This is a genomic window from Streptomyces sp. 147326, from assembly GCF_045000215.1.
GTDB lineage: Bacteria > Actinomycetota > Actinomycetes > Streptomycetales > Streptomycetaceae > Streptomyces.
Genome location: NZ_CP134201.1, coordinates 1,173,252 through 1,195,892, shown reverse-complemented (window position 1 = coordinate 1,195,892; position 22,641 = coordinate 1,173,252). Strand labels below are relative to the sequence as shown.

The window sequence follows — 22,641 nt, the reverse complement described above, 5'->3', positions numbered from 1 at the left end:
ATGGCGGAGGAGCAGCAGCAGGCGCCGCCCCGGCGCGAGATCGTCACCGGGGTGCCCCGGGGCGCCCGGCGCCGGCCGCCCGCACACGCCCCCGCCCGCTCGGAGATCTCCGAGCAGACCACCCTCGGGGCCACCTACGTCCGGGCGCTGATGCGCAGCCAGCTGCGCGCCGGGCTGGGGGCGCTGGCCGCGCTCGCGGCACTGGTGGGGACGCTGCCGCTGGTGTTCGTGCTGCCGCGGGCCGCGTCGGGGCCGCTGGTGTGGGTGGCGCTCGGCCTGCTGGTGTATCCGGTGATGTGGCTCATCGCCCGGTGGTACGTCACCCGGGCGGAGCGCAACGAGGCCGATTTCACCGGCCTGGTGACGGATCCCGCCGAACGCTCCTCGTAGGGGCGTCAGAACAGGTGCATGGCCAAGTGGCCCAGCGGCAGCCCGAGCTGCCACGCCGGGGTCCACACCCGCGCGTTCTCGTCCAGTCCCAGAGGGGTGTCGGCGTGGCCGTGCCGGCCGGGGTCGAGATTGGTGGCGAAGAGCTCGGTGCGGTCCAGCCAGCGCCATGCCGCCCGGGCCAGCTCGAGGTCGGGCTCCTCGCCGCGGTCGCGCTCCCTGGCCTCCTCGCCCAGCGCGAGGAACCGCGTGTGCACCCAGTCGCGCCAGGGGTGTCCGTACGCCGTCAGCGACATCCACTCGTCGAGCTGCGAGACCACACGGATCCCGGAGAGCTCGCCGGCGGCGTCCGAGAGGTAGATCGTCAGGGCGAGCGTGTCGCGTCCGGCCCGGAACTCCAGGGTGCTGACCGGGATCAGCCGGCCCGTACGCAGCAGCTCGTCCGCGATGTACTCGGCGTAGAGCCAGGCCATGGGCACCGCGAGCCCGCCGTCACTGGTGCCGTTCATACCCTCGGGCTGCACCGTTCCACCTTCTCCCACGCGTCGAGCGTCCCGTCGTCGTCAGCCCCGAGCCTTCACCGAGCGGCTCGCGCAGCGGGGGATGTTTACGCAACTTGGACGCACTTATGCCCAAATCCCTGCGTTTTTTGTCCGGTCCGCGTCCCTTCGCGGCGTTCCCGGACCTGTTGCCCCGATGTCCGCGCGCGCCGGAAGCTCAGGCGCCGAGGCCGTAGCCGTACCCCTGGAGACCCTTCCGCAGGGCGCGAAGGGCGTAGTACGTACGGGACTTGACGGTACCGGCCGGAATGCCGAGCTCGGCGGCGGCCTCCGCCACCGACCGGTCCCGGAAGTAGACCTGCATCAGCACCTCGCGGTGCTCCTGACCCAGGGACCCCACGGCCCGCCGGACGTCGATCGCCGTGACCGACCCGGCCACCGCGTCGTCGGGGGCGGGCGCCTGCTCCAGTCCCTCCGCCTCCACCTCCAGCGGCCGTGACAGCCGGGCCCGGCGGGCGTCGATGGCGAGCCGCCGGGCCACCGTGAACAGCCAGGGCCGCATGGAGTCGTGCCCGCTCGCCAGGGCCTCCGGGTGCTGCCAGACCCGTACGAGGGTCTCCTGCACGAGGTCCTCCGCGCGCTGGGCGTCCCCCGCGGTGAGGCCGAGCAGGAAACCGAACAGGGCCCGCCCGTGATCGCGCTGGAGTTCGGCCAGCGCCTCGGGGTCCGTGCGCGGGAGGGCGGGGGAGAGCGGCACGAGGGGCTCCTTCCGAGATGCGTGGGGGCTGCCAGGGGTCCGTACGGGGTCCGTAGGGGAGGCGTCCCGTCCACCCTGACCTGCGGTGAGCCCCCCCGGGAACCGTCCCGCCGCGGCGATGCGCCCAAGGCACCGGGTCGTCCGCCGGGCGGCCATGGCGGGCGGTGAACGGTCGAACGGCGCGGCGAACGGCAGGAGGCGCCGCCGGTGTCCGCCGTTGGGGTGGGCCCGGTGCCCGCGTGCGGATCCGTTCCTTGACTTGCGGCGTCTCCTTCTGTGGATTGCAGATGATCAGATGTCAGATAGTCGTACTAATGAGAGCTGGGTAGATGACCAAGCGAACCCGGCCCCAGGCGGTCGCCCTCCTGTCGGCCCTCCTCCTGTCCGCGGCCGCCGCCGGATGCTCGGGCGGCGGCACCCCCGCACCGGCCCGCCTCGGGAACACCGACGGACCGGCTCCCTCCAGCGCCGCCGGATCCCCGGCCGGCAAGGGCTTCACCCTGGTCGCGAGCGGAGACGTACTGCCGCACACCTCCGTCATCCAGCGCGCGTCGAACGACGCGGGCGGCGACGGCTACGACTTCAGGCCGATGTTCTCCGGAGTCAGGCCCGTGGTCTCCGCGGCCGACCTGGCCCTCTGCCACATGGAGACCATCTACGGGGAGGAGGGCGGGCCGTTCTCCGGCTACCCGGCCTTCAAGTCCCCGCCGGAGGTCGCCGACGGGCTGAAGGACGCCGGGTACGACGGCTGCTCGACGGCCTCGAACCACACCCTCGACGACGGGGCCGCGGGGCTGCGCCGCACGCTGGACCGCTTCGACAAGGTCGGGCTGAAGCACTCAGGTTCGGCCCGTACGGCGGCCGAGGCGGCCACGGTGACCACGTACACGGCGGGCTCCGCCAAGGTGGCGCACCTCGCGTACACCTACGACACGAACGGCTACCCGCTGCCCGAGGGCCAGCCGTGGGCGGTCAACCTGATGAAGCAGGACAAGATCATCGCGGATGCGCGGGCCGCCCGGAAGGCGGGCGCGGACGTGGTGCTGGTGAGCGTGCACTGGGGCACGGAGTGGCAGACCGAGCCGGACGAGACCCAGCTCTCGCTCGGCAAGGCGCTGACCGCCTCGCAGACCGGCGGCCGGCCGGACATCGACATGATCCTCGGCACGCACGCGCACATCCCGCAGCCCTACGAGAAGGTCAACGGGACCTGGATCATCTACGGCATGGGCGACCAGGTCGCGGGCGAGATGTTCAACTACACGGGCGCCCGCGACATGCGGGGCAACTACGGCTCGATCGGCCGCTTCACCTTCGCCCCGCCGGCCGCCGCCGGGCAGCGCTGGCAGGTCACCAAGGCCGAGTTCGTGCCGCAGATGATGGACCTGCCCGCCGGCCGGGTCGTCAACCTCGCACAGCCCTCCGGCCGCGACGACCACGAGAGCGCCCGGGAGGACATCATCGAGGCCGTGCTCAGCCGCGGCGCCGCCAAGGACGGCCTCACCCTCGCCCAGTAGGAAACGACGCTTTTGAGGAACGGATCCGAGGGGCGGTTCCAGGGAACGGTTTGAGGGGACGACGGTCACCGGCCAGCGGCCGCCCTTGACCAGGCGGATCGCCACCGAGCCCACGATGCGGTGGCCCGCCTGCTCGGAGGCGCCGACCACCACCGCGTCCGCCATCAGCTCCTCCGCCGTGCTCACCAGCCCGGTTGGGGGCACCTCCCAGCGGTAGCCGGGGGAGGGTCGCCGCGGAAGGTGTGGAACTGCCGGCGCACCTCGCAGATGCCCTTGAGCCGCTCCGCCGAGGCGCGGATCTCGGCCACCAGACCCTCCGCGATCTCCCCGGTGGTGTCGGCCACGGGCGCGCCCAGCGCGGTCCCGGCCGGCATCACCGGCTGGACGTACACCAGCGCCAGCAGCGCGTTCTGCCGCCGGGCCCGCCCCGCCGCGTAGGCCGCCGCCCTCACTGAGGACCCGGACCCGTCGACCCCGGCCAGGATCACCTTCGGCCCGTCGGCACGGTGTTCGAATCCCGTGTTCACGTGCTCCGTTACCCTGCCGAGGTAGGCGATGCCCCCTTCCGCTCGGCGCGCGCACCGGCGCGGCCCTCCCTACAGTGCGAACCATGAGTGCCACCGTGGAGGAGACGCGCGGGACCCGGAACCGCTTCCTGAACCGGGTGCCGGACGGGTTCGGCGCGTTCTTCGGGACCCTCGGCCTGCTGTGCGCGCTGCTCTCGCTCTCCCCGACGCTGCGGCGGCTCCTGCGCCACGTCGTGCGGTTCCTCGACCTGATCGTCGTCCCGGTCAGCGCGAACCTCGCCTACGCCGTGTTCCTCTTCCTCCTCGCCGCGGCCCTCGGCACCCGCAAGAAGGTCGCCTGGTGGATCGTCATCACCTATCTGGCCCTGCTGATCCTCGACGACGTGCTGGACATGGCCGTCGGCGACTACTGGATCGGCGTCCCCTCCATGGCCATCGCCGTCGCCGCCATGGCCGTGCTGATCGCCGCCCGCGACGAGTTCTACGCCGCCTCCCGGCCCGGGGCCCTGTGGCACGCCCTGTTCGTGCTGGGCCTCGGCCTGCTCGCCGCCGTCCTCGTGGGCTGGGGGCTCGTCGCCCTCTTCCCCGGCACGCTGCCCAAGGGACAGTGGCTGGACTGGGCCGCCAAGGAGGTCTTCGGCGGCCTCTTCTCGGCCCGCCAGTTCGACGGCCGCCCGCCCCGCCCGCTGTCCTTCCTGCTCGGCCTCTTCGGCGCCCTCGCCCTGCTGAACGCGGCCGCCACCCTCTTCCGCTCCCAGCGGCTGACCGCCGCCCTGCACGGGGACGAGGAACCCCGCATCCGCGCCCTCCTCGGCGCCTACGGGCGGGGCGACTCGCTCGGCTACTTCGCCACCCGGCGCGACAAGGCCGTGGTCTTCGCCCCCAACGGCAAGGCCGCGGTCACCTACCGCGTCGAAGCCGGCGTCTGCCTCGCCAGCGGGGACCCGGTGGGCGACCCCGCCGCCTGGACCCCGGCCGTCGACGCCTGGCTGACCGTGGCCCGCCGCTACGGCTGGCCGCCCGCCGTCATGGGCGCCTCCGAGGACGGCGCCACCGCCTACGCCCGCTCCGGACTCAGCGCCCTGCAGCTCGGCGACGAGGCCATCCTGCAGGTCGCCCACTTCGACCTCGACGGCCGGGACATGCGCGTCACCCGCCAGGCCGTCAACCGGGTCGAGCGGGCCGGCGCCACCACCCTCATCCGCCGCCACTCGGCCCTCTCCGAGGACGAGATGCAGACCATCGTCGACCGGGCGGACCGCTGGCGGGACACTGAGACCGAACGCGGCTTCTCCATGGCCCTGGACCGGCTCGGCGACCCCGCCGACGGGGACTGCCTGCTGGTCGAGGCCTTCGACGCGCAGGGCGAACTGATCGCCCTTCTCTCCTTCGTCCCCTGGGGCAAGGACGGCATCTCCCTCGACCTGATGCGCCGCGACCGCGCCGCACCGAACGGGGTCATGGAGTTCATGGTCGCCCAGCTGTGCGCCGCGGCCCCCGGCCTGGGCATCCGGCGGATCTCCCTGAACTTCGCCGTCTTCCGCTCCGCCTTCGAGGAGGGCGGCCGGATCGGCGCCGGCCCCGTCCTCAAGCTGTGGCGCAGACTGCTGCTGTTCTTCTCCCGCTGGTGGCAGCTGGAGGCGCTGTACCGCTCGAACGTCAAGTACGGCCCCGAGTGGTACCCACGGTTCCTCTGCTACCAGGACGCCGGCTCGCTCGCCCGGGTCAGCCTCGCCTCCGGCATCGCCGAGGGCTTCGTCTCCGTACCCAGCCTGCGCACCCTGTGGGGCAACGGCCATCCCAAGGGACTCACCAACCCCGCCACCACCGAAGGGCTGCCCTCCATCGACTCCCTGGGGCTGGACGCCGTGGGGGAGGAGGGCGAGGGCCTCGCCGCGGCCGAGCGGCTGCCCGAGCAGGTCCGCGTCCGCCACGCCAAGCTGGAACGCATCCGGGCGGCCGGCACCGACCCCTACCCGGTGGGAATCCGCCCGCGCACCCACACCGTGGCCCAGCTGAAGGCCGCCCACCCGGGCCTTGCGCCCGGCGCCCGGTCCGGCGAACAGGCCACCCTCGCCGGGCGCGTGATGGTCGTGCGCGACCTGGGCGGCGTGGTCTTCGCCGTCCTGCGCGACTGGTCCGGGGACATACAGCTGATGCTGACCCGCGACGAATCCGGGAGCGAGGTGCTGGACTCCTTCACCTCCCAGGTCGACTTCGGCGACCACGTCCTCGTGAGCGGCGAGAGCGGTGCCAGCAAGGCCGGCGAGCCCTCCCTCCTGGTCCGGTCCTGGCAGCTCACCGGCAAGTGCCTGCGCCCCCTGCCCGACAAGCGCAAGGGACTCGCCGACCCCGAGGCCCGGGTCCGGCGCCGCTACCTCGACCTCGTCGCGAGCCCCGAGGCACGGGACGTCGTACGGGCCCGGTCCAGCGCCGTCCAGGCCCTGCGCCAGGGGCTGCTGGAGCGCGGCTACCTGGAGGTCGAGACCCCGATGCTCCAGCAGATCCACGGCGGCGCCAACGCCCGGCCCTTCCGCACCCACATCAACGCGTACGACCTCGACCTGTACCTGCGCATCGCACCCGAGCTGTACCTCAAGCGGCTGTGCGTCGGCGGCATGGAGAAGGTCTTCGAGATGGGCCGCACCTTCCGCAACGAAGGCGTCTCCTACAAGCACAACCCCGAATTCACCATGCTGGAGGCCTACCAGGCCTTCGCCGACTACGACGTGATGCTCGACCTCACGCGCGAACTGATCCAGGGCGCCGCCACCGCCGCCTTCGGCTCCCCGATCGCCCACAAGCCGGGTGCGGACGGGAAGCTCGTCGTCCACGACATCTCCGGGCCCTGGCCGGTCAAGACCATGTACGGGGCCATCAGCGAGGCGCTCGGCGAGGAGGTCGACGCCGACAGCGAGGAACACGTACTGCGCAGACTGTGCGACCGGGCCGCCGTGCCGCACGCCCCCGAGGACACCCGCGGCGACGTGGTCCTGGAGATGTACGAACGGCTGGTGGAGGAGAAGACCCAACTGCCCACCTTCTACAAGGACTTCCCCACCGACGTCTCCCCGCTCACCCGCCAGCACCGCAAGGACCCGCGGCTCGCCGAGCGCTGGGACCTGGTCGCGTTCGGCACGGAACTGGGCACCGCCTACTCGGAGCTGACCGACCCCGTCGAGCAGCGCCGCCGGCTCACCGCCCAGTCCCTCCTCGCGGCGGGCGGCGACCCGGAGGCCATGGAGCTCGAGAACGACTTCCTGGACGCGCTGGAGTACGCGATGCCGCCGACGGGCGGCCTGGGCATCGGGGTGGACCGCCTGGTCATGTTCCTCACGGGCCTGACGATCCGCGAGACCCTCCCGTTCCCCCTGGTGCGGCGCGGCTGACCGGCCGCCCGGCTGGTCCGGGCGGGTGACGGGGACGGGGCGCGTCCGCGCCTCTCGACATCTGCGGCGATGTCGTTGATACGTAGTAATAATGAAAAATGACGAGCCGACAGTAGGGCGGCGCGCGCTCCTGCGTACCGCCGTCTTCCTCGGAGTCGCGGCCGCCGCCGGACTGGTCTCCTCGGGCGGCGAGGGCGGAACGCCCGGTACGTCCGGCATGCCGCGGGCGGGCGGTGCGGGCGCTGCTCCGGGTGGCGCCGCCGGGCCGGGGCCGAATCCCGCGGCGGGAGCGCCCGGGGCCGCCTTCCCCCAGGGACTGCCCGAGAAGGCCTACCGGCTGCGCCCCATGACCGCCGACGCCCCCGCCCGGCCGGGCGCCGGGAAGCCGGCCGTCCGGACCCGGCCCATCCTGGAGCTGCCGGCCGACGCGACCGCGGCGAGCGCCATGGTCCTCACCTTCGACGACGGCCCCGACCCCCGCTACACCCCGGGCATCCTCGACACCCTCGCCCGGTACGGCGTACGCGCCATGTTCTTCGTCTGCGGGGAGACGGCCGCGGAGAACCCGGACCTGCTGCGGCGGATGGTCGCCGAAGGGCACGTCATCGGCAACCACACCTGGACCCACCCGCTCATCCCCAAGCTCAGCCGGCCCGCCCTCGCCTCCGAGATCGGCCGCACGAGCGAGGTCGTCCAGCAGACCGTCGGCGAGGCACCGGTGTGGTTCCGGGCGCCGTACGGGGCGTGGAACCGGGCCGCCTTCGAGATCGGGGCCGAGCTGGGGATGGAGCCGCTCGCCTGGACCGTGGACACCCTGGACTGGAAGGAACCGGGGACGGGCACGATCATCTCCCGGGTCCTCGGCGGCGCGGGACCCGGCGTGATCGTCCTGTCGCACGACGCCGGCGGCAACCGCTCGCAGAGCGTCCAGGCGATCTCCTCGTACCTGCCCCAACTGCTGGCGCGGGGCTACCGGATGACCCTTCCGACGCTGCCGCCCCGCTGAGCGGGCCGTCTTGGGGCCGGTGACGACTCAGCGGGCCTCCACCATGCGGGCGAAGACGACCACGTTGCCGTCGTAGCCCCGGGCCTTCGAGTAGCCGCCGCCGCACGTGATCACCCGGAGTTCCGGGTGCCCGGTGTCCCCGTACACCCGGGCTCCCGGGAAGGCCTCCTTGGAGAACACCTCCACGCCGTAGACCTCGAACACGGCCGTGCGCCCGTCGTACCGCTCCACCTCGATGCGGCTGCCCTGCTTGACCGATCCCAGGCCGTAGAAGACCGCCGGGCCCTGCGCGTTGTCCACGTGACCCACGATCACCGCCGAGCCGCGCTGGCCCGGCGAGATGCCGTTGAGGTACCAGCCGGCGAGATTGCGGTCCTGCGGCGGCGGGGCGTCGATCCAGCCCTGCGCGTCCAGCCCGACCGTCATCACCGGCGCGTCCACGTTGATCGTGGGAATCCGGATGCGCTGCACCGAGGAGTGCTCCAGCACCTCCATGCCCGCGGGCGGCAGCGGCGGATTCGCCGGCAGCTGGTCGGCCGTCACCGCCACGGCCGAGGCCGCGGTGGGCTGGGGCGGTCCGCCCCCGACGTCCACCCCGTTCCGCACCATGGCGAGGCCGGTGAGCATGACCAGGGCGAGTACGCCCCACGGTGAGCGTTTGCGTGACTGCCCGGTCTCGTCCTCGCCCATCGTTCTCCCTTCCCGACGCGGGGGTCCCGACCCGCGTTCCTGTCCCGCCCCTGTACGCCCTACCTCACGCACGCTAAGTGCGAGTCGGCGGGACGGCGAGGGGGAAGGTGCGAACGGGTGGCCGCGGCGCCGGAGGGGGCCGGAAGAGGTGCGTCCATCCGGGTAATCGTCACATAAATGCCTGACGGGTCGTGACCTGGGGATCCGTCAGCTCCGTCGTCCGCGCTTCGGCGTGTCGCTCAACCGGGCGGCCCAAAGCCGGAAATGCGGAGCTTGCGGGGCCACCGGAGGGTTCGACGTGGGAGGCGTTCTCGTCGATCATCCGGGGCCGACGCTCCGGGGCGCTTCCCGCTGGAGGTTCCACCATGCGTGTCTTGCGCGCTCTTACCGTGACGGCGGCAGCCTGCGCCGCGATCGGCCTCAGTGTCCCCTTCGCCTCCGCGAACCAGAACCCCGGTGGTCAGGGCGGGAACGGCGGCGGCGGTCCCAGCAACATCTCGGTCAACCCGTACTCCGTGCACCAGGGATCCACGATGCAGGTGAGCGCGTCGGGCTGCGGACACGGCGGTACCGTCACCTCGCACGGAAACTTTCCGCCGGCCAACCTGTCCGCCGGGTCGATCGGCTTCGCGAACGTCCGGATCTTCAACCACGCCTCGCCCGGCCACCACACGCTGTCGGTCCGGTGCAACGACAGCAGCCTGGTCGCCACGCACCGCTTCACCATCCTCGAAGGCAACCCCTCGCAGGGCGGCATCGGCGGATCCTTCGGCCCGTCCACCGCCGAGACCGCCATCGGCGCGGGCCTCGTCGGCACCGCGGCGCTCGGCGCGGGGGCCCACGTGGTGCGCCGCCGCCGTCCGCTCCGCAGCCGGGCCTGACCGCCCCGCCTCCCCGGTCAGGCGTTCCCCGCCCGTGTTCCCCGCTACCGCTGACCGCCCCCAGCCCTCGCCCGGGCTCGGGGCGACCGGCGGCAGCGGGGAACACGGGCGGCTTATTCAGTGGCCGCGGCCGGACCCCCTGCGGCGCAGGGCGTACGCGGTGCCGCCCGCGGCGGCGAGGAACAGGCCGGCGCCGGCGCCGAGCTCCACCGGATCCATGCCGGCCACACTGCCGCCGAGCCCGCCGCGGACGCCGCGGGCGGAAGTGGCGACGGTGGCGTTCGCGGGATTGGCGGCCCTCGTGGCGGTGATGGTGGCGGTCCGCGTGGAACTCGTGGTCGGCCGGGTCGTGCCGCCGGCGATCGTCAGGTCGGCCGACCCGGTCTCCCCGTTGCAGGTGAAGGAGACGGAGTAGACGGCTCCGCGCCGGGCATCCCGGTCCACGGTGACCCGCACGGTCTGCCCGCGCTGGATGCTCACGGTGTCGAAGACCCCGGAGGAAGCGGTGGCGTAGGCGGCGTTGCAGCCGCTGACCGCGAGCACCGTCTGCCCGCCCGGGGCCACGGTGGAGGGGGTGAGCGTGAAGCCGAACGAGGTGACCTGCCGGGCCTCGGCCGCGGTCGCGCCGGACGCGCCGAGGGCGCCGAGCGCGAGTACGGCGCCCGTGGCGCCGGCGCTGAGCAGAACGATGGCGGAGCTGCGTATCGCACCCATGGTTGAGTCTCCGGATCCCCGAGGAGCAGCCGCGGAACGGTTTCCGCACGTGGGGGTTCGTGCGCCTCGATGTCCGCCACGCTAGGTGCGGGTGCGGTGACCCGCGATCAGGAACGGGCGAATGGGGCATGGCGGTAGGCCGAACCGGGGACGGGAGGCCCGTCCCCGGTTTGCCGGGCGGCTCGGCCGCCTGCCGGGCGGCTGTCAGCCGCCGAGGTCCAGGTGCGGGAACTGCGCGAGGAAGGGTTCGGCGGTGGCCGCGATACCCCGCCCGAAGGGCGCGTCGAAGTCCCAGATCAGGAACAGCAGGAACGCGATGAGCGCGCTGAACAGGCCGGCCAGCAGCAGCTCCCGGAACGACCGCCTGATCTGCAGTGTGAAGATCAGCCCCACCGTCACCAGGGCGCCCGCGATCAGCCCGAACCACACCACCCCCGGCATGGTGGCCCCGGCGCTCTGGCCGCGCGCACTGCGGGCGTCGTCCGCCACCGCGACCTGGTCGACCAGCGGCTGGTACGCCTGCCCCTCGTGGTCGGTCTTCGGCTCGTAGTCGGTGACGTCCCGGCGGATACGTTCCAGCAGCTCACCGCCGCGGTCCGTGAGGTCGCCGTGGTCGGCCATCTCCTTCCACTCGGTGTCCACCACGTACGTCACGTACGCGTCGACGTCGGACCGGATCTTCTTGCGCACCTCGGCCGGGTAGACCTCGGAGCGGACACTGATCTCGTGCAGGGCCTGGGCCTCCTGGCGCACGTACTCCTGGGCGGCGCCGCGCCCCTCCCAGACGCCGGCGATCGCCAGGCCCAGCACGATCGCGTAGATCACGCCGATCATCATCGTCATGTATTCGATGACGTCGGGGGTTTCGTTCGGATCGTCGTCCTCGCCGATCCTGCGGTGATTGAAGAAGGCGATGGACAGCACCACGGCACAGGCCGCGGCCATCGCGAGGGACAGGACGAGCCATTCCGACAAGATGACTCCCGATCGGTTTCAGGTGGGGCGGGCTAGCGCGGGCGCAGCGCGACGATCGCGAGCACCGCGGGAGCCGCGGTCAGCAGGGTGAAGGTCACCGGCGAGATGTGGTGCTCCACCGGTTTGCGCGCCGGCGCGTGGTACGCCGGGCGGGCCACCGGCTTCGGCGGCGGTGGCGTCACCACGGGGGCGGGTGGGGGCGGTGCGGGAGTCTTGGGCGCACGGGGTGGCTGGGGCGCCGGTTTCGGCGGGGGTGGTGGGGGCATGACGGGCTTGGGTACGGGTTGGGGCGCCGGCTTGGGCGGCGGAGGCGGTGGCGTGGGCTTCGGGGGCGGGGCGGGCGTGGGCTTGGGCGGTGGCGGAGGGGGCGGCGGCTCGGGCGGCGGCGTGGGCTTCGGCGGAGGCGGAGGCGGAGGCGGTGGCGGCGGCTTCGGCGGACAGGGCGGGGGCGGAGGCGGCGGGCAGTGGGGACCGCCGTGACGGCCCCCGCCGTGGTCCCCGCCACGGCCCGCGCCGTGGTCCCTTCCCTGGTCCCTTCCGTGGCCGGAGCCGCGGTCGGCACCGTGATGTCCGCCACCCGAGCCGCCTCCACGGCCGCCTCCGCCGGCCACCGCGACCACCGCGGTGGCGGTCGCGGCGTCGCCGGAGCAGGTCGTCGCGTAGGCGCAGCTATCAGCCACGGCCGGCGTGGCGGCCAGGGCCGCCCACAGCAGGACCGGGACCGCCAGCAGGCGCTTGGCACAGGCTCTGTTCACCCGGGGAGCATGGGCCCACGCGCGCCCGCGCACGCGAGGCTCGGCCCGGGTTCGCCGGAACGGGTGGAGCGACGACCCGAGAGGTTTGAGCCAGTCGCGGGTCGGTCCTGCAGCGAGCCCGATCACCCCCGGTCAATTCCCAAAAGGGATTTGTCGGTATCGGTCATTCGCTCCGCAGGGCGTGCCGGGCGCCTTTGGTGTGTGACGAAGAACGGATCGCCAATTTCCGCTTTTGCTCGCCCTGTTGGGCAATGATCAGTACATTCGGCTCGGACAGGAGTCCGACCTCGCACGGACCACCGCAGGAACAACGCTTGGAGACCCCGATGGAGCGCCCCGCCTGGGCCCCGCCAGGCATCGACATATCGGTGCCGAGCGTGTCCCGCATCTACGATTACTACCTGGGCGGGTCCCACAATTTCGAGGTCGACCGCCAGGCGGCCCGCCGCGCCATGGAATTCATGCCGGGACTGCCCAAGGTCATGCAGGCCAACCGGGCATTCATGCGCCGCGCCGTCCGGCACGCCGTCGCCGAGGGCGTCACGCAGTTCCTCGACATCGGCTCCGGCATCCCCACCTTCGGCAATGTCCACGAGGTCGCCCAGGCCGCCAGCCCCGAGGCGCGCGTGGTCTACGTCGACCACGACCCGGTGGCCGTCGCGCACAGCCGGGCCGTCCTCGACGGGGACGACCGCACCGACATCGTCGCCGCCGACCTGCGCAAGCCGAAGGAGATCCTGGCCGCCCCCGAGGTCGGCCGGCTGCTCGACCTCGAACGCCCGGTCGCCCTGCTGCTCGTCGCCGTCCTGCACTTCATGGAGGACTCGGACGACCCGTACACCGCCGTCGCCGGACTGCGCGACGCCCTGGCCCCCGGCAGCCTGCTGATCCTCACGCACGCCTCGTTCGAGGGGATCCCGCTCACGGAGGAGGTCGCGGGCGGCGTCGTCGACGTCTACCGGGACATCCGCAACCCGCTCGTCATGCGCACCGGGCAGCAGATCGGCGACTTCTTCGACGGCTTCGAACTGCTGGAGCCCGGACTGGTCTCCATGCCCGACTGGCGGCCGGACCGACCCGGCGGCGAGGCGGAGGGCGAGACGCCGGAGGACCCGTACGCCTTTTCCGGCTTCGGCGGAGTGGGACGCAAGGCGTGAGACTTCCGGCACAGACCGCGGGCGCACCGGCCGCTGCCGTGGCGTCCGTCCTCGCACCGGCCGCGGTACCGGCCGCAGCGCCGGCAGCGGCACCGGCCGCCGGTGCCCCCGCGGCTCCCCACGGCGGCATCGAGGACCGGATCGCCCGCTTCGCGACCATCTGGGGCCGGGCGATCTTCCCGGTCACGGCCACCTCGCTGACCCGCACCGAGTTCGAGCGGCACCTGGTGCCGCTCACCCGGACGCTCACCGAGGCCCTGCACGCCCGGCCCTTCGACGCCGCCGTCGCCCAGCGCGTGGGGGCTGAACTCGTCGCCGTGCACTGCACCGACCCGGAGGCCCTGGCCGGCACCCTCGGCGTGGTCGAGTCGTACCTGGTGCTCTACTGCGGCCCGGAGGGGCCCGAGGGCTGCGGCGTGGAGGGCACCGAGGAGTACCGGTCGCGCTGTGCCCGGCTCCAGCACGGCATCGCGGCGGGATACGCCCGGGCCCTGCGCGAGCGCACCCTCCGGGAGCAGGAGGCCATCGCCCGCTCCGCACTGACCGCCCGCACCGATGCGCAGCAGGCCCTGCACGCGAGCGAGGAGCGCTTCCGGGCCGTCTTCGAGGGCGCGGCCGTCGGCATCGGCATCGCCGACCTCGACGGGAACGTGCTGGAGGTCAACGACACGCTCCTGCAGATGTTCGGCGGCCTGGAGGGCCACGTCCGCAGCCGCAACGTCAGTGAGTGGGGCCACCCGGACGACACCCCGCACGTCTGGCGGATGTACGGGGAGCTGGTGCGCGGCGAGCGCGAGAGCTACCGCGTGGAGAAGCCGTACTACCGGCACGACGGAACCGTCCTCTGGACCAACCTCACGGTGTCGCTGCTGCGCGACGCCGACGGCAAGCCGCAGTACCAGCTGGCGTTGATGGAGGACACCACCGAACGCCGGCTGCTGAACCTGCGCCTGCGCTACGAGGCCACCCACGACGCCCTCACCGGTCTGCCCAACCGGACGCTGTTCTTCGAACGGCTCGAAAAGGCCCTCGGCGGGGCCGGCGGCAGCCGCTACGGCCTGTGCTACCTGGACCTGGACGGCTTCAAGGCGGTCAACGACAGCCTCGGGCACTCGGCGGGCGACCGGCTGCTGGTGGAGGTCGCCGACCGGCTGCAGAGCTGCGCGACCGGCCCCGGCGAGGTCGTCGCCCGGCTCGGCGGCGACGAGTTCGTCGCCCTGACCACCGGCCCCGACACCGAGCAGAAGGTGACCGACCTCGCCGTCCGCATCCTCTCCGCCCTGTCCACGCCGATCCGGCTGGAGGGCCGGGAGCTGACGGTCCGGGGCAGCATCGGGATCGTCGAGGGCCCGGCCAAGGAGCGCACCCCGGCAGAGGTGCTGCGCAGCGCCGACATCACGATGTACCGGGCCAAGGCGGCCGGCGGCAACCGCTTCGAGTTCGCCGACGCCGAGGCCGACGCCCGCGCGATCACCCGCCACGGGCTGACCAACGCCCTGCCGGCGGCGCTGGAACGCGGCGAGTTCTTCATCGAGTACCAGCCGCTGGTCCACATGCGCGACGGCAGCGTGCGCGGGGCGGAGGCCCTGGTGCGCTGGTCGCACCCGCAGTACGGGGTGCTCGGCCCGGACCGTTTCATCCCGCTCGCCGAACGGACCGGGCTGATCGTGCCGCTCGGCCGCTGGGTGCTGGAGGAGTCGGTCCGCCAGGCCCGGATCTGGCAGTGCCAGAACGGCGGCGCGGCCCTGCGGGTCAACGTCAACCTCTCGCCGACCCAGCTGCACCACCCGGGCCTGGTCGCCGACACCGTCGCGGTGCTGGAGAAGTCCGGGCTCGCCCCGGGCGCCCTGTGCCTGGAGGTCACGGAATCCGCCCTGATAGGGGCCGACGACGAACTCCTTGAGCCGCTGCGCCGGCTCGCCGCCCTGGGCGTGGACATCGCACTCGACGACTTCGGCACCGGCTACTCGAACCTCGCCAATCTGCGCCGCCTTCCGGTCAGCGTCCTCAAGCTCGACCGCTCCTTCACCCAGGGGATGCAGCAGCAGCCCGCCAACCCGGTGGACGTCAAGATCGTGGAGGGGATCGTCGCCCTCGCCCACAGCCTCGAACTCGCCGTCACCGTCGAGGGAGTGGAGACCGGAGTCCAGGCCGCCCAGCTGCGCGCCCTCGGCTGCGACACCGCCCAGGGCTGGTACTATGCCCGCCCCGGAGCCCCGGACCGCATCCACGCCCTCTCCCTCTCGGACGCGGTGCCCACGCCTTCCTGACGTCACTTCCACGGACCGCCTGAGCCCGATCTGGAGCCTGAGCCGGAGGCGGCCCGGGCGGCCTCCGGTGGGCCCTGCCCCGCTCGGTCAGTCCAGGCCGGCCTCCGTCCCGCGGCCGGGTGTCCGGACGGCTTCCAGGACCCGCTCGTACCGCCGGGCCGTGTCGGCCAGGACCTCGGCGGCCACGGGCAGCCGCTGCGCCTCGTACCGGTCGAGCCCCTCCTCCCCGGCCGGCCCGCTGAGAGCGGCGGCCAGCGTCGGGCCGAGGGCGGCGGCGTCCTGGATGCCGGTGTTCATGCCCAGCCCGCCCGCTATGGGGTGCACGTGCGCGGCATCCCCGGCGAGGAAGACCCGGCCCTCCCGCATCCGCGTGGCCATGCGGACGTTGACCCGCCAGGAGGAGAGCCAGGTGGGATCCGCGAGCCGGATCCCGGGGATCCGGGCGTGCCGGTCGAAGAGCCGCTGGAAGCTCTCCAGCGAGGGCGGCAGCAGTGCGCCGTGCTCGTCCTGCTCGGGCGAGGCCTGCAGCTGGAAGGTGTCCGTCCCCGGCATGGGACAGAGCAGTATCCCGGCGCCTTCCGAGGTGAACCACTGGTGCCAGACGTCCCGGCCGAGTCCGGGTGCCCTGACGTCCCCGAGCACCATCGCGGGCTCGGCTTCCGCACTTCCCTCGAAGGGGATGCCGAGGAGCTTGCGGGTGGTGCTGTGCCCGCCGTCGCACCCGGCGAGATAGCGGGCCCCGATCACGGTGGAGTCCGCGAGCCCGGCGCTGACCCCCGCCGCGTCCTGGGTGATTCCGGCGAGCGCGGACCCCCACTCGACCCGCACGCCCAGCTCGGCGAGCCGGCCGCGCAGCGCCTCCTCGATCTGCCACTGCCCGATCAGTAAGCCCGCGTCGATGACGGTGTCGTTGACGTGTGCTCCGTCGAAGTACTTGCGCAGGACCACCTTGCTGTTGCCGGTGGAGATGAGGGGCTCGGCTGCGCCGAGTTCCCGGAAGATCTCGAGGCTGCTCGGCTGCAGTCCCTTCCCGCGCGATTCGCGGTGGGGTGCGGGCCGCTGGTCGATGACGCGCACGGCGATTCCGCGCAGCGCGAGATCGCAGGCCAGTGTCAGTCCTGTAGGGCCGGAGCCCACGATCAGTACGTCGGTCATCGGATGTCCTCTCCTCGTCGGTGTCTCAAGGAAAGCGGACCCCGCCAGAAAAAGCAACTCGGTTAAAAAAATAACCTGGTCACCAATTCGTGCTACGCTGCGAGACATGGAGAACACGACAGGTCTGCGCGAGAGCAAGAAACTCCGTACGCGCCGCCAGCTGGCGGCGACGGCACTGGAGCTCTTCCTGGAGCGGGGCTTCGACGCCGTGTCGGTGGCGGACGTCGCCGCCGCGGCCGAGGTCTCCAAGCCCACCCTCTTCCGGTACTTCCCGAGCAAGGAGGACCTCCTGCTCGACCGGTTCGCCGACCACCAGGACGAGGCGGCACGCATCGTGCGCGAGCGTCCCCCCGGTCAGACGCCGGTGGGTGCGCTGCACGCCCATTTCCTGGCCGCCCTCGCCGAACGGGACCCGATCACCGGGCTGTGCGACCACCCCGGGGTGCTCGCCTTCCAGCGGCTGCTCTACGGCACCGCCAGCCTGCAGGCCCGGCTCGGCCACTACACCGACCGGGAGGTGGAGCTGCTCGCCGCCGTGCTCGAGGCGGAGTCGGTCCCGCCGCTCACCGCCCGGCTGGCGGCGATCCACCTGGTGGCCGTCCGCCACGAGCTCGGCCGGGAGAACTGGCGGCGGCTCGACGCCGGCCGGAGCGCCGACCAGGCCCACCCGGCCGCCGTCGCCGACGCCGACCAGGCCTTCGGGATGCTGGCCGACGGCCTCGACAGGGCCCTTCCCATACCCCGGTCGTAGCCCGGCCGGGGCCCGGCCCCACGCGGTCAGCCCACCAGCATGCGCTTCAGCTCGCGGGCCGCGCGCGGGGGAGCCACATCGGTGCGGTGGGCCAGGGCCACCGTGCGGCGCAGCGGGGACCCGGCCAGCGGAGTCGCTCGCAGACCGGGACCGGCGCGGTCCACCACCATCGCCGGGACCACCGCGATGCCCAGCCCCGCCCGGACGAAGCCAAGGACCGCGTCCATCTCACCGCCTTCCACGGTGAAGACCGGCTCGAAACCCTCCGCGCGGCAGGCCGCCACGGTCAGTTCCCGCAGGTCGTAGCCATGCCGGAACATCACCATCGGCTCGTCGCGCAGGCCCCGTACGGTCAGCTCGCCGCCCCCGCCCGGCGCCGGCCGCTCCGTCGACGAGACCACCACCAGGTCCTCCGTCAGCAGTTCCACCGTGGTCAGGGCCGGAGCCGAGGGCGGCAGCGGCAGCGCGATCAGGGCGAGGTCCAGGGCCCCGCGCGCGAGCTCCCGTACGAGGTCCAGCGAACCGCTCTCCTCGATCAGCAGCTCGATCCCCGGATGCGCGGCGTGGAAGGCCCGCAGCACGTCCGGCAGCAGGCCGGTGCACACGCTCGGGGTGGCACCCAGCCGGACTCGCCCGCGCCGCAGCTGCGCCAGTTCCTGCACCTCCAGCCGCGCGGTGTCCGCGTCCGCCAGGATCCGCCGGGCCAGCGGCAGCAGCGCCTCGCCCGCGTCGGTGAGCGCGATGTTGCCCCGCGCCCGGCTGAAGAGCTCGGCCCCCAGTTCCCGTTCGAGCGCCTTGATCTGCTGGGAGAGCGAGGGCTGGGCCACGTGCACCCGCTCCGCGGCCCGCGTGAAGTGCCGGGTCTCGGCGACGGCCACGAAATACAGGAGCTGCTGGAACTGCATCAGCCCAGCGTAACCCGCCCTATAGGAAATCCCTATCGATTTGAGCTCCTTCATGTCTTGGACCTTTCGGGACCTCAGTCCCTACCGTCGGAGACATGGCTCTGGCAACGCGGACGGGTCGACGGCCGTCCACCACGCGCACACTCTGGGACTCCTCCGTCGGCAAGAAGTCGGTGATGGCCGTCTCCGGCCTGATCATGCTCGGCTACCTCGTCGTGCACATGCTCGGCAACCTCAAGATCTTCTTCGGCTCGGACGAGTTCAACGGCTACGCCCACTGGCTGCGCACCCTCGGCTCGCCCTTCCTGCACCACGAGTGGGCCCTGTGGATCGTCCGCGTGGTGCTCCTCGCCGCGGTCGTCGCGCACGCCGTGTCCGCTTACCAGCTCAGCCGGCGCGACATCAAGGCCCGCCCCGTCAAGTACGCGCACAAGCGCCGCCGCGCCAGCTACGCCACCCGGACCATGCGCTGGGGCGGCATCATCCTCGGCCTCTTCATCGTCTGGCACCTGCTCGACCTCACCACGCTCACCGTCAACGAGCGCGCCTGGGCCGGCCACCCGTACGAGAACGTCCTCGCCACCTTCTCCACCTGGTACGGGAACACCATCTACATCGTGGCGATGGCCGCGCTCGGCCTGCACGTCCGGCACGGCTTCTGGAGCGCCGCCCAGACCCTCGGCGCGGGCAACGCCCGACGCGACCGGACGCTGAAGTCCCTCGCCAACGCCCTCGCCCTCGTCCTCTTCGCGGGCTTCGTCTCCGTGCCCGTCGCCGTCATGACCGGAGTGGTGAACTGACCGTGAACAGCTACGCGAACCACACCACCGGTGCGCCCGTCGCCGACACCAAGGCCCCCGAAGGCCCGATCGCCGACCGCTGGGACCGCCGCCGCTTCGAGGCCAAGCTGGTCAACCCGGCCAACCGCCGCAAGCACACCGTCATCGTCGTCGGCACGGGCCTCGCGGGCGGCGCGGCCGGCGCGACCCTCGCCGAGCAGGGCTACCACGTCGTCCAGTTCTGCTTCTCCGACTCCCCGCGCCGGGCCCACTCCATCGCGGCCCAGGGCGGCATCAACGCGGCCAAGAACTACCGCAACGACGGCGACTCCGTGCACCGCCTCTTCTACGACACCGTCAAGGGCGGCGACTTCCGCGCCCGCGAGTCCAACGTGCACCGCCTCGCCCAGATCTCCGTCGAGATCATCGACCAGTGCGTGGCCCAGGGCGTCCCCTTCGCCCGCGAGTACGGCGGACTCCTCGACACCCGCTCCTTCGGCGGCGTGCAGGTCTCCCGCACCTTCTACGCCCGCGGCCAGACCGGCCAGCAGCTCCTCCTCGGCGCCTACCAGGCCCTCTCCCGGCAGATCGCCGCGGGCAACGTCGAGATGCACGCCCGCACCGAGATGCTCGACCTGGTCGTCGTCGACGGCGTGGCCCGCGGCATCGTCGCCCGCGACCTGATCACCGGCGAGATCTCCACCCACTACGCCGACGCGGTGGTCCTGGCGAGCGGTGGCTACGGCAACGTCTTCTACCTCTCCACCAACGCCATGAACTCCAACGCGACCGCCGTCTGGCGGGCGCACCGGCGCGGCGCGTACTTCGCCAACCCCTGCTTCACCCAGATCCACCCCACCTGCATCCCGCGCACTGGCGACCACCAGTCCAAGCTCACCCTGATGAGCGAGTCCCTGCGCAACGACGGCCGGATCTGGGTTCCCAAGGCCAAGGGCGACACCCGCCCCGCGGCCGAGATCCCCGAAGCGGAGCGCGACTACTACCTGGAGCGGATCTACCCCTCCTTCGGCAACCTCGTGCCCCGCGACATCGCCTCCCGCGCCGCCAAGAACGTCTGCGACGAGGGCCGCGGCGTCGGCCCCGGCGGCCAGGGCGTCTACCTCGACTTCGCCGACGCCATCCGCCGCATGGGCCGGGACGAGGTCGCCGAGAAGTACGGCAACCTCTTCGAGATGTACGAACGGATCACCGCGGAGAACCCGTACGAGGTCCCGATGCGGATCTACCCAGCCGTGCACTACACGATGGGCGGCCTGTGGGTCGACTACGACCTCCAGACCACCGTCCCCGGCCTGTTCGCGATCGGCGAGGCCAACTTCTCCGACCACGGCGCCAACCGCCTCGGCGCCTCCGCCCTGATGCAGGGCCTCGCCGACGGCTACTTCGTACTGCCGTCCACGATCAACGACTACCTGGCGCGGCACCCGCACCGGTCCACGGTGGACGACGGTCACCCCGAGGCGGTGGCCGTCGTACGCGAGACCCGCGAGCGGCTCGCGCGGCTGCTCGCCGTCGACGGCGACCGCACCCCCGACTCCTTCCACCGCGAGATCGGCGAACTCATGTGGGAGTACTGCGGGATGGCCCGCAGCGAGGACGGGCTGCGCAAGGCGCTCGACCGCATCCCGGAGATCCGCGCGGAGTTCTGGCGCCGGATCAAGGTCCCGGGCAGCGGCGAGGAGTTCAACCAGTCGCTGGAGAAGGCCAACCGCATCGTCGACTACCTCGAACTCGCCGAGCTGATGTGCCTCGACGCGCTCCACCGCGCCGAATCCTGCGGCGGCCACTTCCGCGAGGAGTCCCAGACCCCGGACGGCGAGGCGGCCCGCCAGGACGAGGCCTTCTCCTACGCCGCCGCCTGGGAGTTCAGCGGCACCGGCGCCGCCCCCGTCCTGCACCAGGAAGACCTCGTCTTCGAGTACGTCCACCCCACCCAGCGGAGCTACGCATGAAGCTCACCCTGCGCGTCTGGCGCCAGCGCGGCGCCGACGCCCCCGGCCACATGGCCTCCTACGAGGTCGACGGGATCTCCGAGGACATGTCCTTCCTGGAGATGCTCGACACCCTCAACGAGGACCTCATCCTGCGCGGTGAGGACCCGGTCGCCTTCGACCACGACTGCCGCGAGGGCATCTGCGGCGCCTGCAGCCTCGTCATCAACGGGGACGCCCACGGCCCGGAGCGCACCACCACCTGTCAGCTGCACATGCGGTCCTTCACCGACGGCGACACGATCGACGTCGAGCCCTGGCGGGCCGCGGCCTTCCCGGTGGTCAAGGACCTCGTCGTCGACCGCGGCGCCTTCGACCGGATCATCCAGGCCGGCGGCTACATCACCGCCCCGACCGGCGCCGCCCCCGAGGCCCACGCCACCGCCGTGCCCAAGGCCGACGCCGACTTCGCCTTCGAGCACGCCGAGTGCATCGGCTGCGGCGCGTGCGTGGCGGCCTGCCCCAACGGCTCGGCGATGCTCTTCACCTCCGCCAAGGTCAACCACCTGAACGTCCTCCCGCAGGGCTCGCCGGAGCGGGAGACCCGGGTGCTGGACATGGTGGCCCGGATGGACGACGAGGGCTTCGGCGGCTGCACCCTCACCGGGGAATGCGCCACGGCCTGCCCGAAGGGCATCCCGCTGCCGTCGATCGCGGCGATGAACAAGGAGTGGCTGCGGGCGGTGCGCAAGGGCCCCCGCTGAGCGTCCCGGGACGCAGGGCCGGGGCCCCGCGGCCGCGGTCAGCCCCCGTACGGGCGCCCGCGGGGGCCGTCCCTGCGCCGATCGGCTGACCGGCGCAGCCCAGCTCGCGCCGCGCCCCGGCGGCGCCCGGGCGATGGGGGACAGTGGCCCCATGCCAGAAGCCCCCACCGGGTCCGGACCGCGCCGTCGAGCCGTACTGGCCGCCGCCCTCGCCCCGCTGGCCGCGGCCGGCTGCTCCGGCGGGGAAGACCCCCGCACCCCCGCGGCCGGCCCGGAAGCCGGGCCCAAGGACGCCCTGATCATGGTGATCCGGCACGCGGAGAAGCCGTACGCCGGTGACTCCGGCTGGGACGAGGAGGGCGAGGACGATCCCGGCTCGCTGGCCGGCCGTGGCTGGCGCCGGGCCGAGCAGCTCCCGCGCCTCTTCCCGCCGGCCAAGGGCTCCTCGCTGCCCCGCCCCGCCGCGGTCTTCGCGGCCGGCGGCAAGGGCCGCGCCCCCGCGCGGTGCAGGCAGACCGTGGCGGCGCTGGCCACCGCGCTGCGCACCCCCGTCCGCGGAGAGTTCGCCGTCGGCGCCGAACCGGCCCTCGTCCAGGCCGTGTTGGCCGCGCCCATGCCCGTACTCGTCTGCTGGGAGCACAGCGGCGTCCCCCGCCTGATCCGGGCCCTCGGCGCCCACCAGGTCCCCGGCATCCCTGCGACCTGGCCCGACCGCTACGACCTGGTCTGGGAGTTCACCCGGCGCCGGGGCCGGTGGAGCTTCCGCGAACTGCCGCAGCACCTGTTGTCGGGGGACGTCTAGACCTGCGG

20 protein-coding genes and 1 pseudogene are annotated in these 22,641 nt (G+C 72.7%); 12 read left to right on the top strand and 9 right to left on the bottom strand.

The features are described from left to right. Positions 1-390 (top strand): hypothetical protein, encoded by a 390-nt coding sequence (locus tag RIU97_RS05565; RefSeq protein WP_404953718.1) that lies wholly within the window; start codon positions 1-3, stop codon positions 388-390. Positions 391-395: 5 nt separating this feature from the next. Here RIU97_RS05565 and RIU97_RS05560 read toward each other — a convergent pair whose 3' ends face one another. Together RIU97_RS05560 and RIU97_RS05555 are read right to left on the bottom strand one after the other, a co-directional pair. After that, on the bottom strand, positions 396-896 hold the full coding sequence (locus RIU97_RS05560; protein WP_404953716.1) for a hypothetical protein: 501 nt from the start codon (positions 894-896) through the stop codon (positions 396-398). 208 nt (positions 897-1,104) lie between these two features. Continuing rightward, positions 1,105-1,644, bottom strand: coding sequence for a sigma-70 family RNA polymerase sigma factor (locus RIU97_RS05555; protein ID WP_404953714.1), 540 nt, complete (start codon positions 1,642-1,644; stop codon positions 1,105-1,107). A gap of 329 nt (positions 1,645-1,973) precedes the next feature. Between RIU97_RS05555 and RIU97_RS05550 the strand changes: the two genes are divergently transcribed. Further along, positions 1,974-3,161, top strand: coding sequence for a CapA family protein (locus RIU97_RS05550; RefSeq protein WP_404953712.1), 1,188 nt, complete (start codon positions 1,974-1,976; stop codon positions 3,159-3,161). A gap of 54 nt (positions 3,162-3,215) precedes the next feature. On the opposite strand, the pseudogene RIU97_RS05545 reads toward RIU97_RS05550, so the two are convergent. After that, a pseudogene (locus RIU97_RS05545) lies at positions 3,216-3,718 on the bottom strand (universal stress protein); the annotation flags it as partial. A 53-nt stretch (positions 3,719-3,771) separates the two neighbouring features. Between RIU97_RS05545 and lysX the strand changes: the two are divergent. Both lysX and RIU97_RS05535 read left to right on the top strand, forming a co-directional pair. Further along, a complete protein-coding gene (lysX, locus tag RIU97_RS05540; RefSeq protein ID WP_404953710.1) occupies positions 3,772-7,077 on the top strand; it encodes a bifunctional lysylphosphatidylglycerol synthetase/lysine--tRNA ligase LysX in 3,306 nt (1,101 codons plus the stop codon). A 91-nt stretch (positions 7,078-7,168) separates the two neighbouring features. Continuing rightward, positions 7,169-8,083: a polysaccharide deacetylase family protein gene (locus RIU97_RS05535; protein WP_404953708.1), complete on the top strand. Its 915-nt coding sequence runs from the start codon at positions 7,169-7,171 to the stop codon at positions 8,081-8,083. Between the two features lie 27 nt (positions 8,084-8,110). Here the strand turns inward: RIU97_RS05535 and RIU97_RS05530 are convergent, their stop codons facing one another. Beyond that, complete coding sequence (locus tag RIU97_RS05530; RefSeq protein WP_404953706.1) at positions 8,111-8,773, bottom strand: class F sortase; 663 nt, start codon at positions 8,771-8,773, stop codon at positions 8,111-8,113. A 365-nt stretch (positions 8,774-9,138) separates the two neighbouring features. On the opposite strand from RIU97_RS05530, the gene RIU97_RS05525 reads away from it, so the two are divergent. Further along, the gene (locus RIU97_RS05525) at positions 9,139-9,654 is read left to right on the top strand and encodes a hypothetical protein (protein WP_404953704.1); all 516 of its coding nucleotides are present in this window, start codon (positions 9,139-9,141) and stop codon (positions 9,652-9,654) included. Between the two features lie 117 nt (positions 9,655-9,771). Here the strand turns inward: RIU97_RS05525 and RIU97_RS05520 are convergent, their stop codons facing one another. The 3 genes from RIU97_RS05520 to RIU97_RS05510 form a co-directional block, all read right to left on the bottom strand. Next, on the bottom strand, positions 9,772-10,368 hold the full coding sequence (locus RIU97_RS05520) for a hypothetical protein (protein ID WP_404953702.1): 597 nt from the start codon (positions 10,366-10,368) through the stop codon (positions 9,772-9,774). Between the two features lie 204 nt (positions 10,369-10,572). Beyond that, a complete protein-coding gene (locus tag RIU97_RS05515; protein ID WP_404953700.1) occupies positions 10,573-11,343 on the bottom strand; it encodes a hypothetical protein in 771 nt (256 codons plus the stop codon). Positions 11,344-11,375: 32 nt separating this feature from the next. Continuing rightward, positions 11,376-11,528: a hypothetical protein gene (locus tag RIU97_RS05510; RefSeq protein ID WP_327418259.1), complete on the bottom strand. Its 153-nt coding sequence runs from the start codon at positions 11,526-11,528 to the stop codon at positions 11,376-11,378. A gap of 896 nt (positions 11,529-12,424) precedes the next feature. On the opposite strand from RIU97_RS05510, the gene RIU97_RS05505 reads away from it, so the two are divergent. Both RIU97_RS05505 and RIU97_RS05500 read left to right on the top strand, forming a co-directional pair. Next, on the top strand, positions 12,425-13,255 hold the full coding sequence (locus RIU97_RS05505) for an SAM-dependent methyltransferase (protein WP_404962766.1): 831 nt from the start codon (positions 12,425-12,427) through the stop codon (positions 13,253-13,255). Positions 13,256-13,383: 128 nt separating this feature from the next. Then, positions 13,384-15,525, top strand: coding sequence for a putative bifunctional diguanylate cyclase/phosphodiesterase (locus RIU97_RS05500; protein ID WP_404962765.1), 2,142 nt, complete (start codon positions 13,384-13,386; stop codon positions 15,523-15,525). 87 nt (positions 15,526-15,612) lie between these two features. Here RIU97_RS05500 and RIU97_RS05495 read toward each other — a convergent pair whose 3' ends face one another. Further along, on the bottom strand, positions 15,613-16,680 hold the full coding sequence (locus tag RIU97_RS05495) for an FAD-dependent monooxygenase (protein ID WP_404953698.1): 1,068 nt from the start codon (positions 16,678-16,680) through the stop codon (positions 15,613-15,615). A gap of 106 nt (positions 16,681-16,786) precedes the next feature. Between RIU97_RS05495 and RIU97_RS05490 the strand changes: the two genes are divergently transcribed. Further along, positions 16,787-17,431, top strand: a complete 645-nt coding sequence (locus RIU97_RS05490; protein ID WP_404953696.1) for a TetR/AcrR family transcriptional regulator — start codon at positions 16,787-16,789, stop codon at positions 17,429-17,431. A 26-nt stretch (positions 17,432-17,457) separates the two neighbouring features. On the opposite strand, the gene RIU97_RS05485 is transcribed toward RIU97_RS05490, so the two are convergent. After that, positions 17,458-18,336: a LysR family transcriptional regulator gene (locus RIU97_RS05485; RefSeq protein WP_404953694.1), complete on the bottom strand. Its 879-nt coding sequence runs from the start codon at positions 18,334-18,336 to the stop codon at positions 17,458-17,460. 95 nt (positions 18,337-18,431) lie between these two features. Between RIU97_RS05485 and RIU97_RS05480 the strand changes: the two genes are divergently transcribed. The 4 genes from RIU97_RS05480 to RIU97_RS05465 all read left to right on the top strand — a co-directional run bounded on the left by RIU97_RS05480 (position 18,432) and on the right by RIU97_RS05465 (position 22,633). Next, positions 18,432-19,136: a succinate dehydrogenase gene (locus tag RIU97_RS05480; protein ID WP_361759310.1), complete on the top strand. Its 705-nt coding sequence runs from the start codon at positions 18,432-18,434 to the stop codon at positions 19,134-19,136. Between the two features lie 2 nt (positions 19,137-19,138). Beyond that, the gene (locus RIU97_RS05475) at positions 19,139-21,088 is read left to right on the top strand and encodes a fumarate reductase/succinate dehydrogenase flavoprotein subunit (protein ID WP_404953691.1); all 1,950 of its coding nucleotides are present in this window, start codon (positions 19,139-19,141) and stop codon (positions 21,086-21,088) included. After that, positions 21,085-21,831 carry a succinate dehydrogenase/fumarate reductase iron-sulfur subunit gene (locus RIU97_RS05470; RefSeq protein ID WP_401605612.1) on the top strand — a complete coding sequence of 249 codons (747 nt, stop codon included), beginning with the start codon at positions 21,085-21,087 and terminating at the stop codon, positions 21,829-21,831. The genes RIU97_RS05475 and RIU97_RS05470 overlap by 4 nt, the downstream gene beginning before the upstream one ends. 151 nt (positions 21,832-21,982) lie before the next feature. Next, positions 21,983-22,633, top strand: a complete 651-nt coding sequence (locus tag RIU97_RS05465; protein WP_404953689.1) for a hypothetical protein — start codon at positions 21,983-21,985, stop codon at positions 22,631-22,633. The last annotated feature ends 8 nt before the right edge of the window (positions 22,634-22,641 follow it).

Bases quoted from the DNA above. Each gene is read 5' to 3' on its own strand.
- RIU97_RS05480 (WP_361759310.1), top strand. From the start codon at position 18,432: ATGGCTCTGGCAACGCGGACGGGTCGACGGCCGTCCACCACGCGCACA.
- RIU97_RS05470 (WP_401605612.1), top strand. From the start codon at position 21,085: ATGAAGCTCACCCTGCGCGTCTGGCGCCAGCGCGGCGCCGACGCCCCC.
- RIU97_RS05565 (WP_404953718.1), top strand. From the start codon at position 1: ATGGCGGAGGAGCAGCAGCAGGCGCCGCCCCGGCGCGAGATCGTCACC.
- lysX (WP_404953710.1), top strand. From the start codon at position 3,772: ATGAGTGCCACCGTGGAGGAGACGCGCGGGACCCGGAACCGCTTCCTG.
- RIU97_RS05465 (WP_404953689.1), top strand. From the start codon at position 21,983: ATGCCAGAAGCCCCCACCGGGTCCGGACCGCGCCGTCGAGCCGTACTG.
- RIU97_RS05505 (WP_404962766.1), top strand. From the start codon at position 12,425: ATGGAGCGCCCCGCCTGGGCCCCGCCAGGCATCGACATATCGGTGCCG.
- RIU97_RS05560 (WP_404953716.1), bottom strand. From the start codon at position 896: ATGAACGGCACCAGTGACGGCGGGCTCGCGGTGCCCATGGCCTGGCTC.
- RIU97_RS05530 (WP_404953706.1), bottom strand. From the start codon at position 8,773: ATGGGCGAGGACGAGACCGGGCAGTCACGCAAACGCTCACCGTGGGGC.
- RIU97_RS05550 (WP_404953712.1), top strand. From the start codon at position 1,974: ATGACCAAGCGAACCCGGCCCCAGGCGGTCGCCCTCCTGTCGGCCCTC.
- RIU97_RS05495 (WP_404953698.1), bottom strand. From the start codon at position 16,680: ATGACCGACGTACTGATCGTGGGCTCCGGCCCTACAGGACTGACACTG.
- RIU97_RS05485 (WP_404953694.1), bottom strand. From the start codon at position 18,336: ATGCAGTTCCAGCAGCTCCTGTATTTCGTGGCCGTCGCCGAGACCCGG.
- RIU97_RS05525 (WP_404953704.1), top strand. From the start codon at position 9,139: ATGCGTGTCTTGCGCGCTCTTACCGTGACGGCGGCAGCCTGCGCCGCG.
- RIU97_RS05535 (WP_404953708.1), top strand. From the start codon at position 7,169: ATGAAAAATGACGAGCCGACAGTAGGGCGGCGCGCGCTCCTGCGTACC.
- RIU97_RS05520 (WP_404953702.1), bottom strand. From the start codon at position 10,368: ATGGGTGCGATACGCAGCTCCGCCATCGTTCTGCTCAGCGCCGGCGCC.
- RIU97_RS05490 (WP_404953696.1), top strand. From the start codon at position 16,787: ATGGAGAACACGACAGGTCTGCGCGAGAGCAAGAAACTCCGTACGCGC.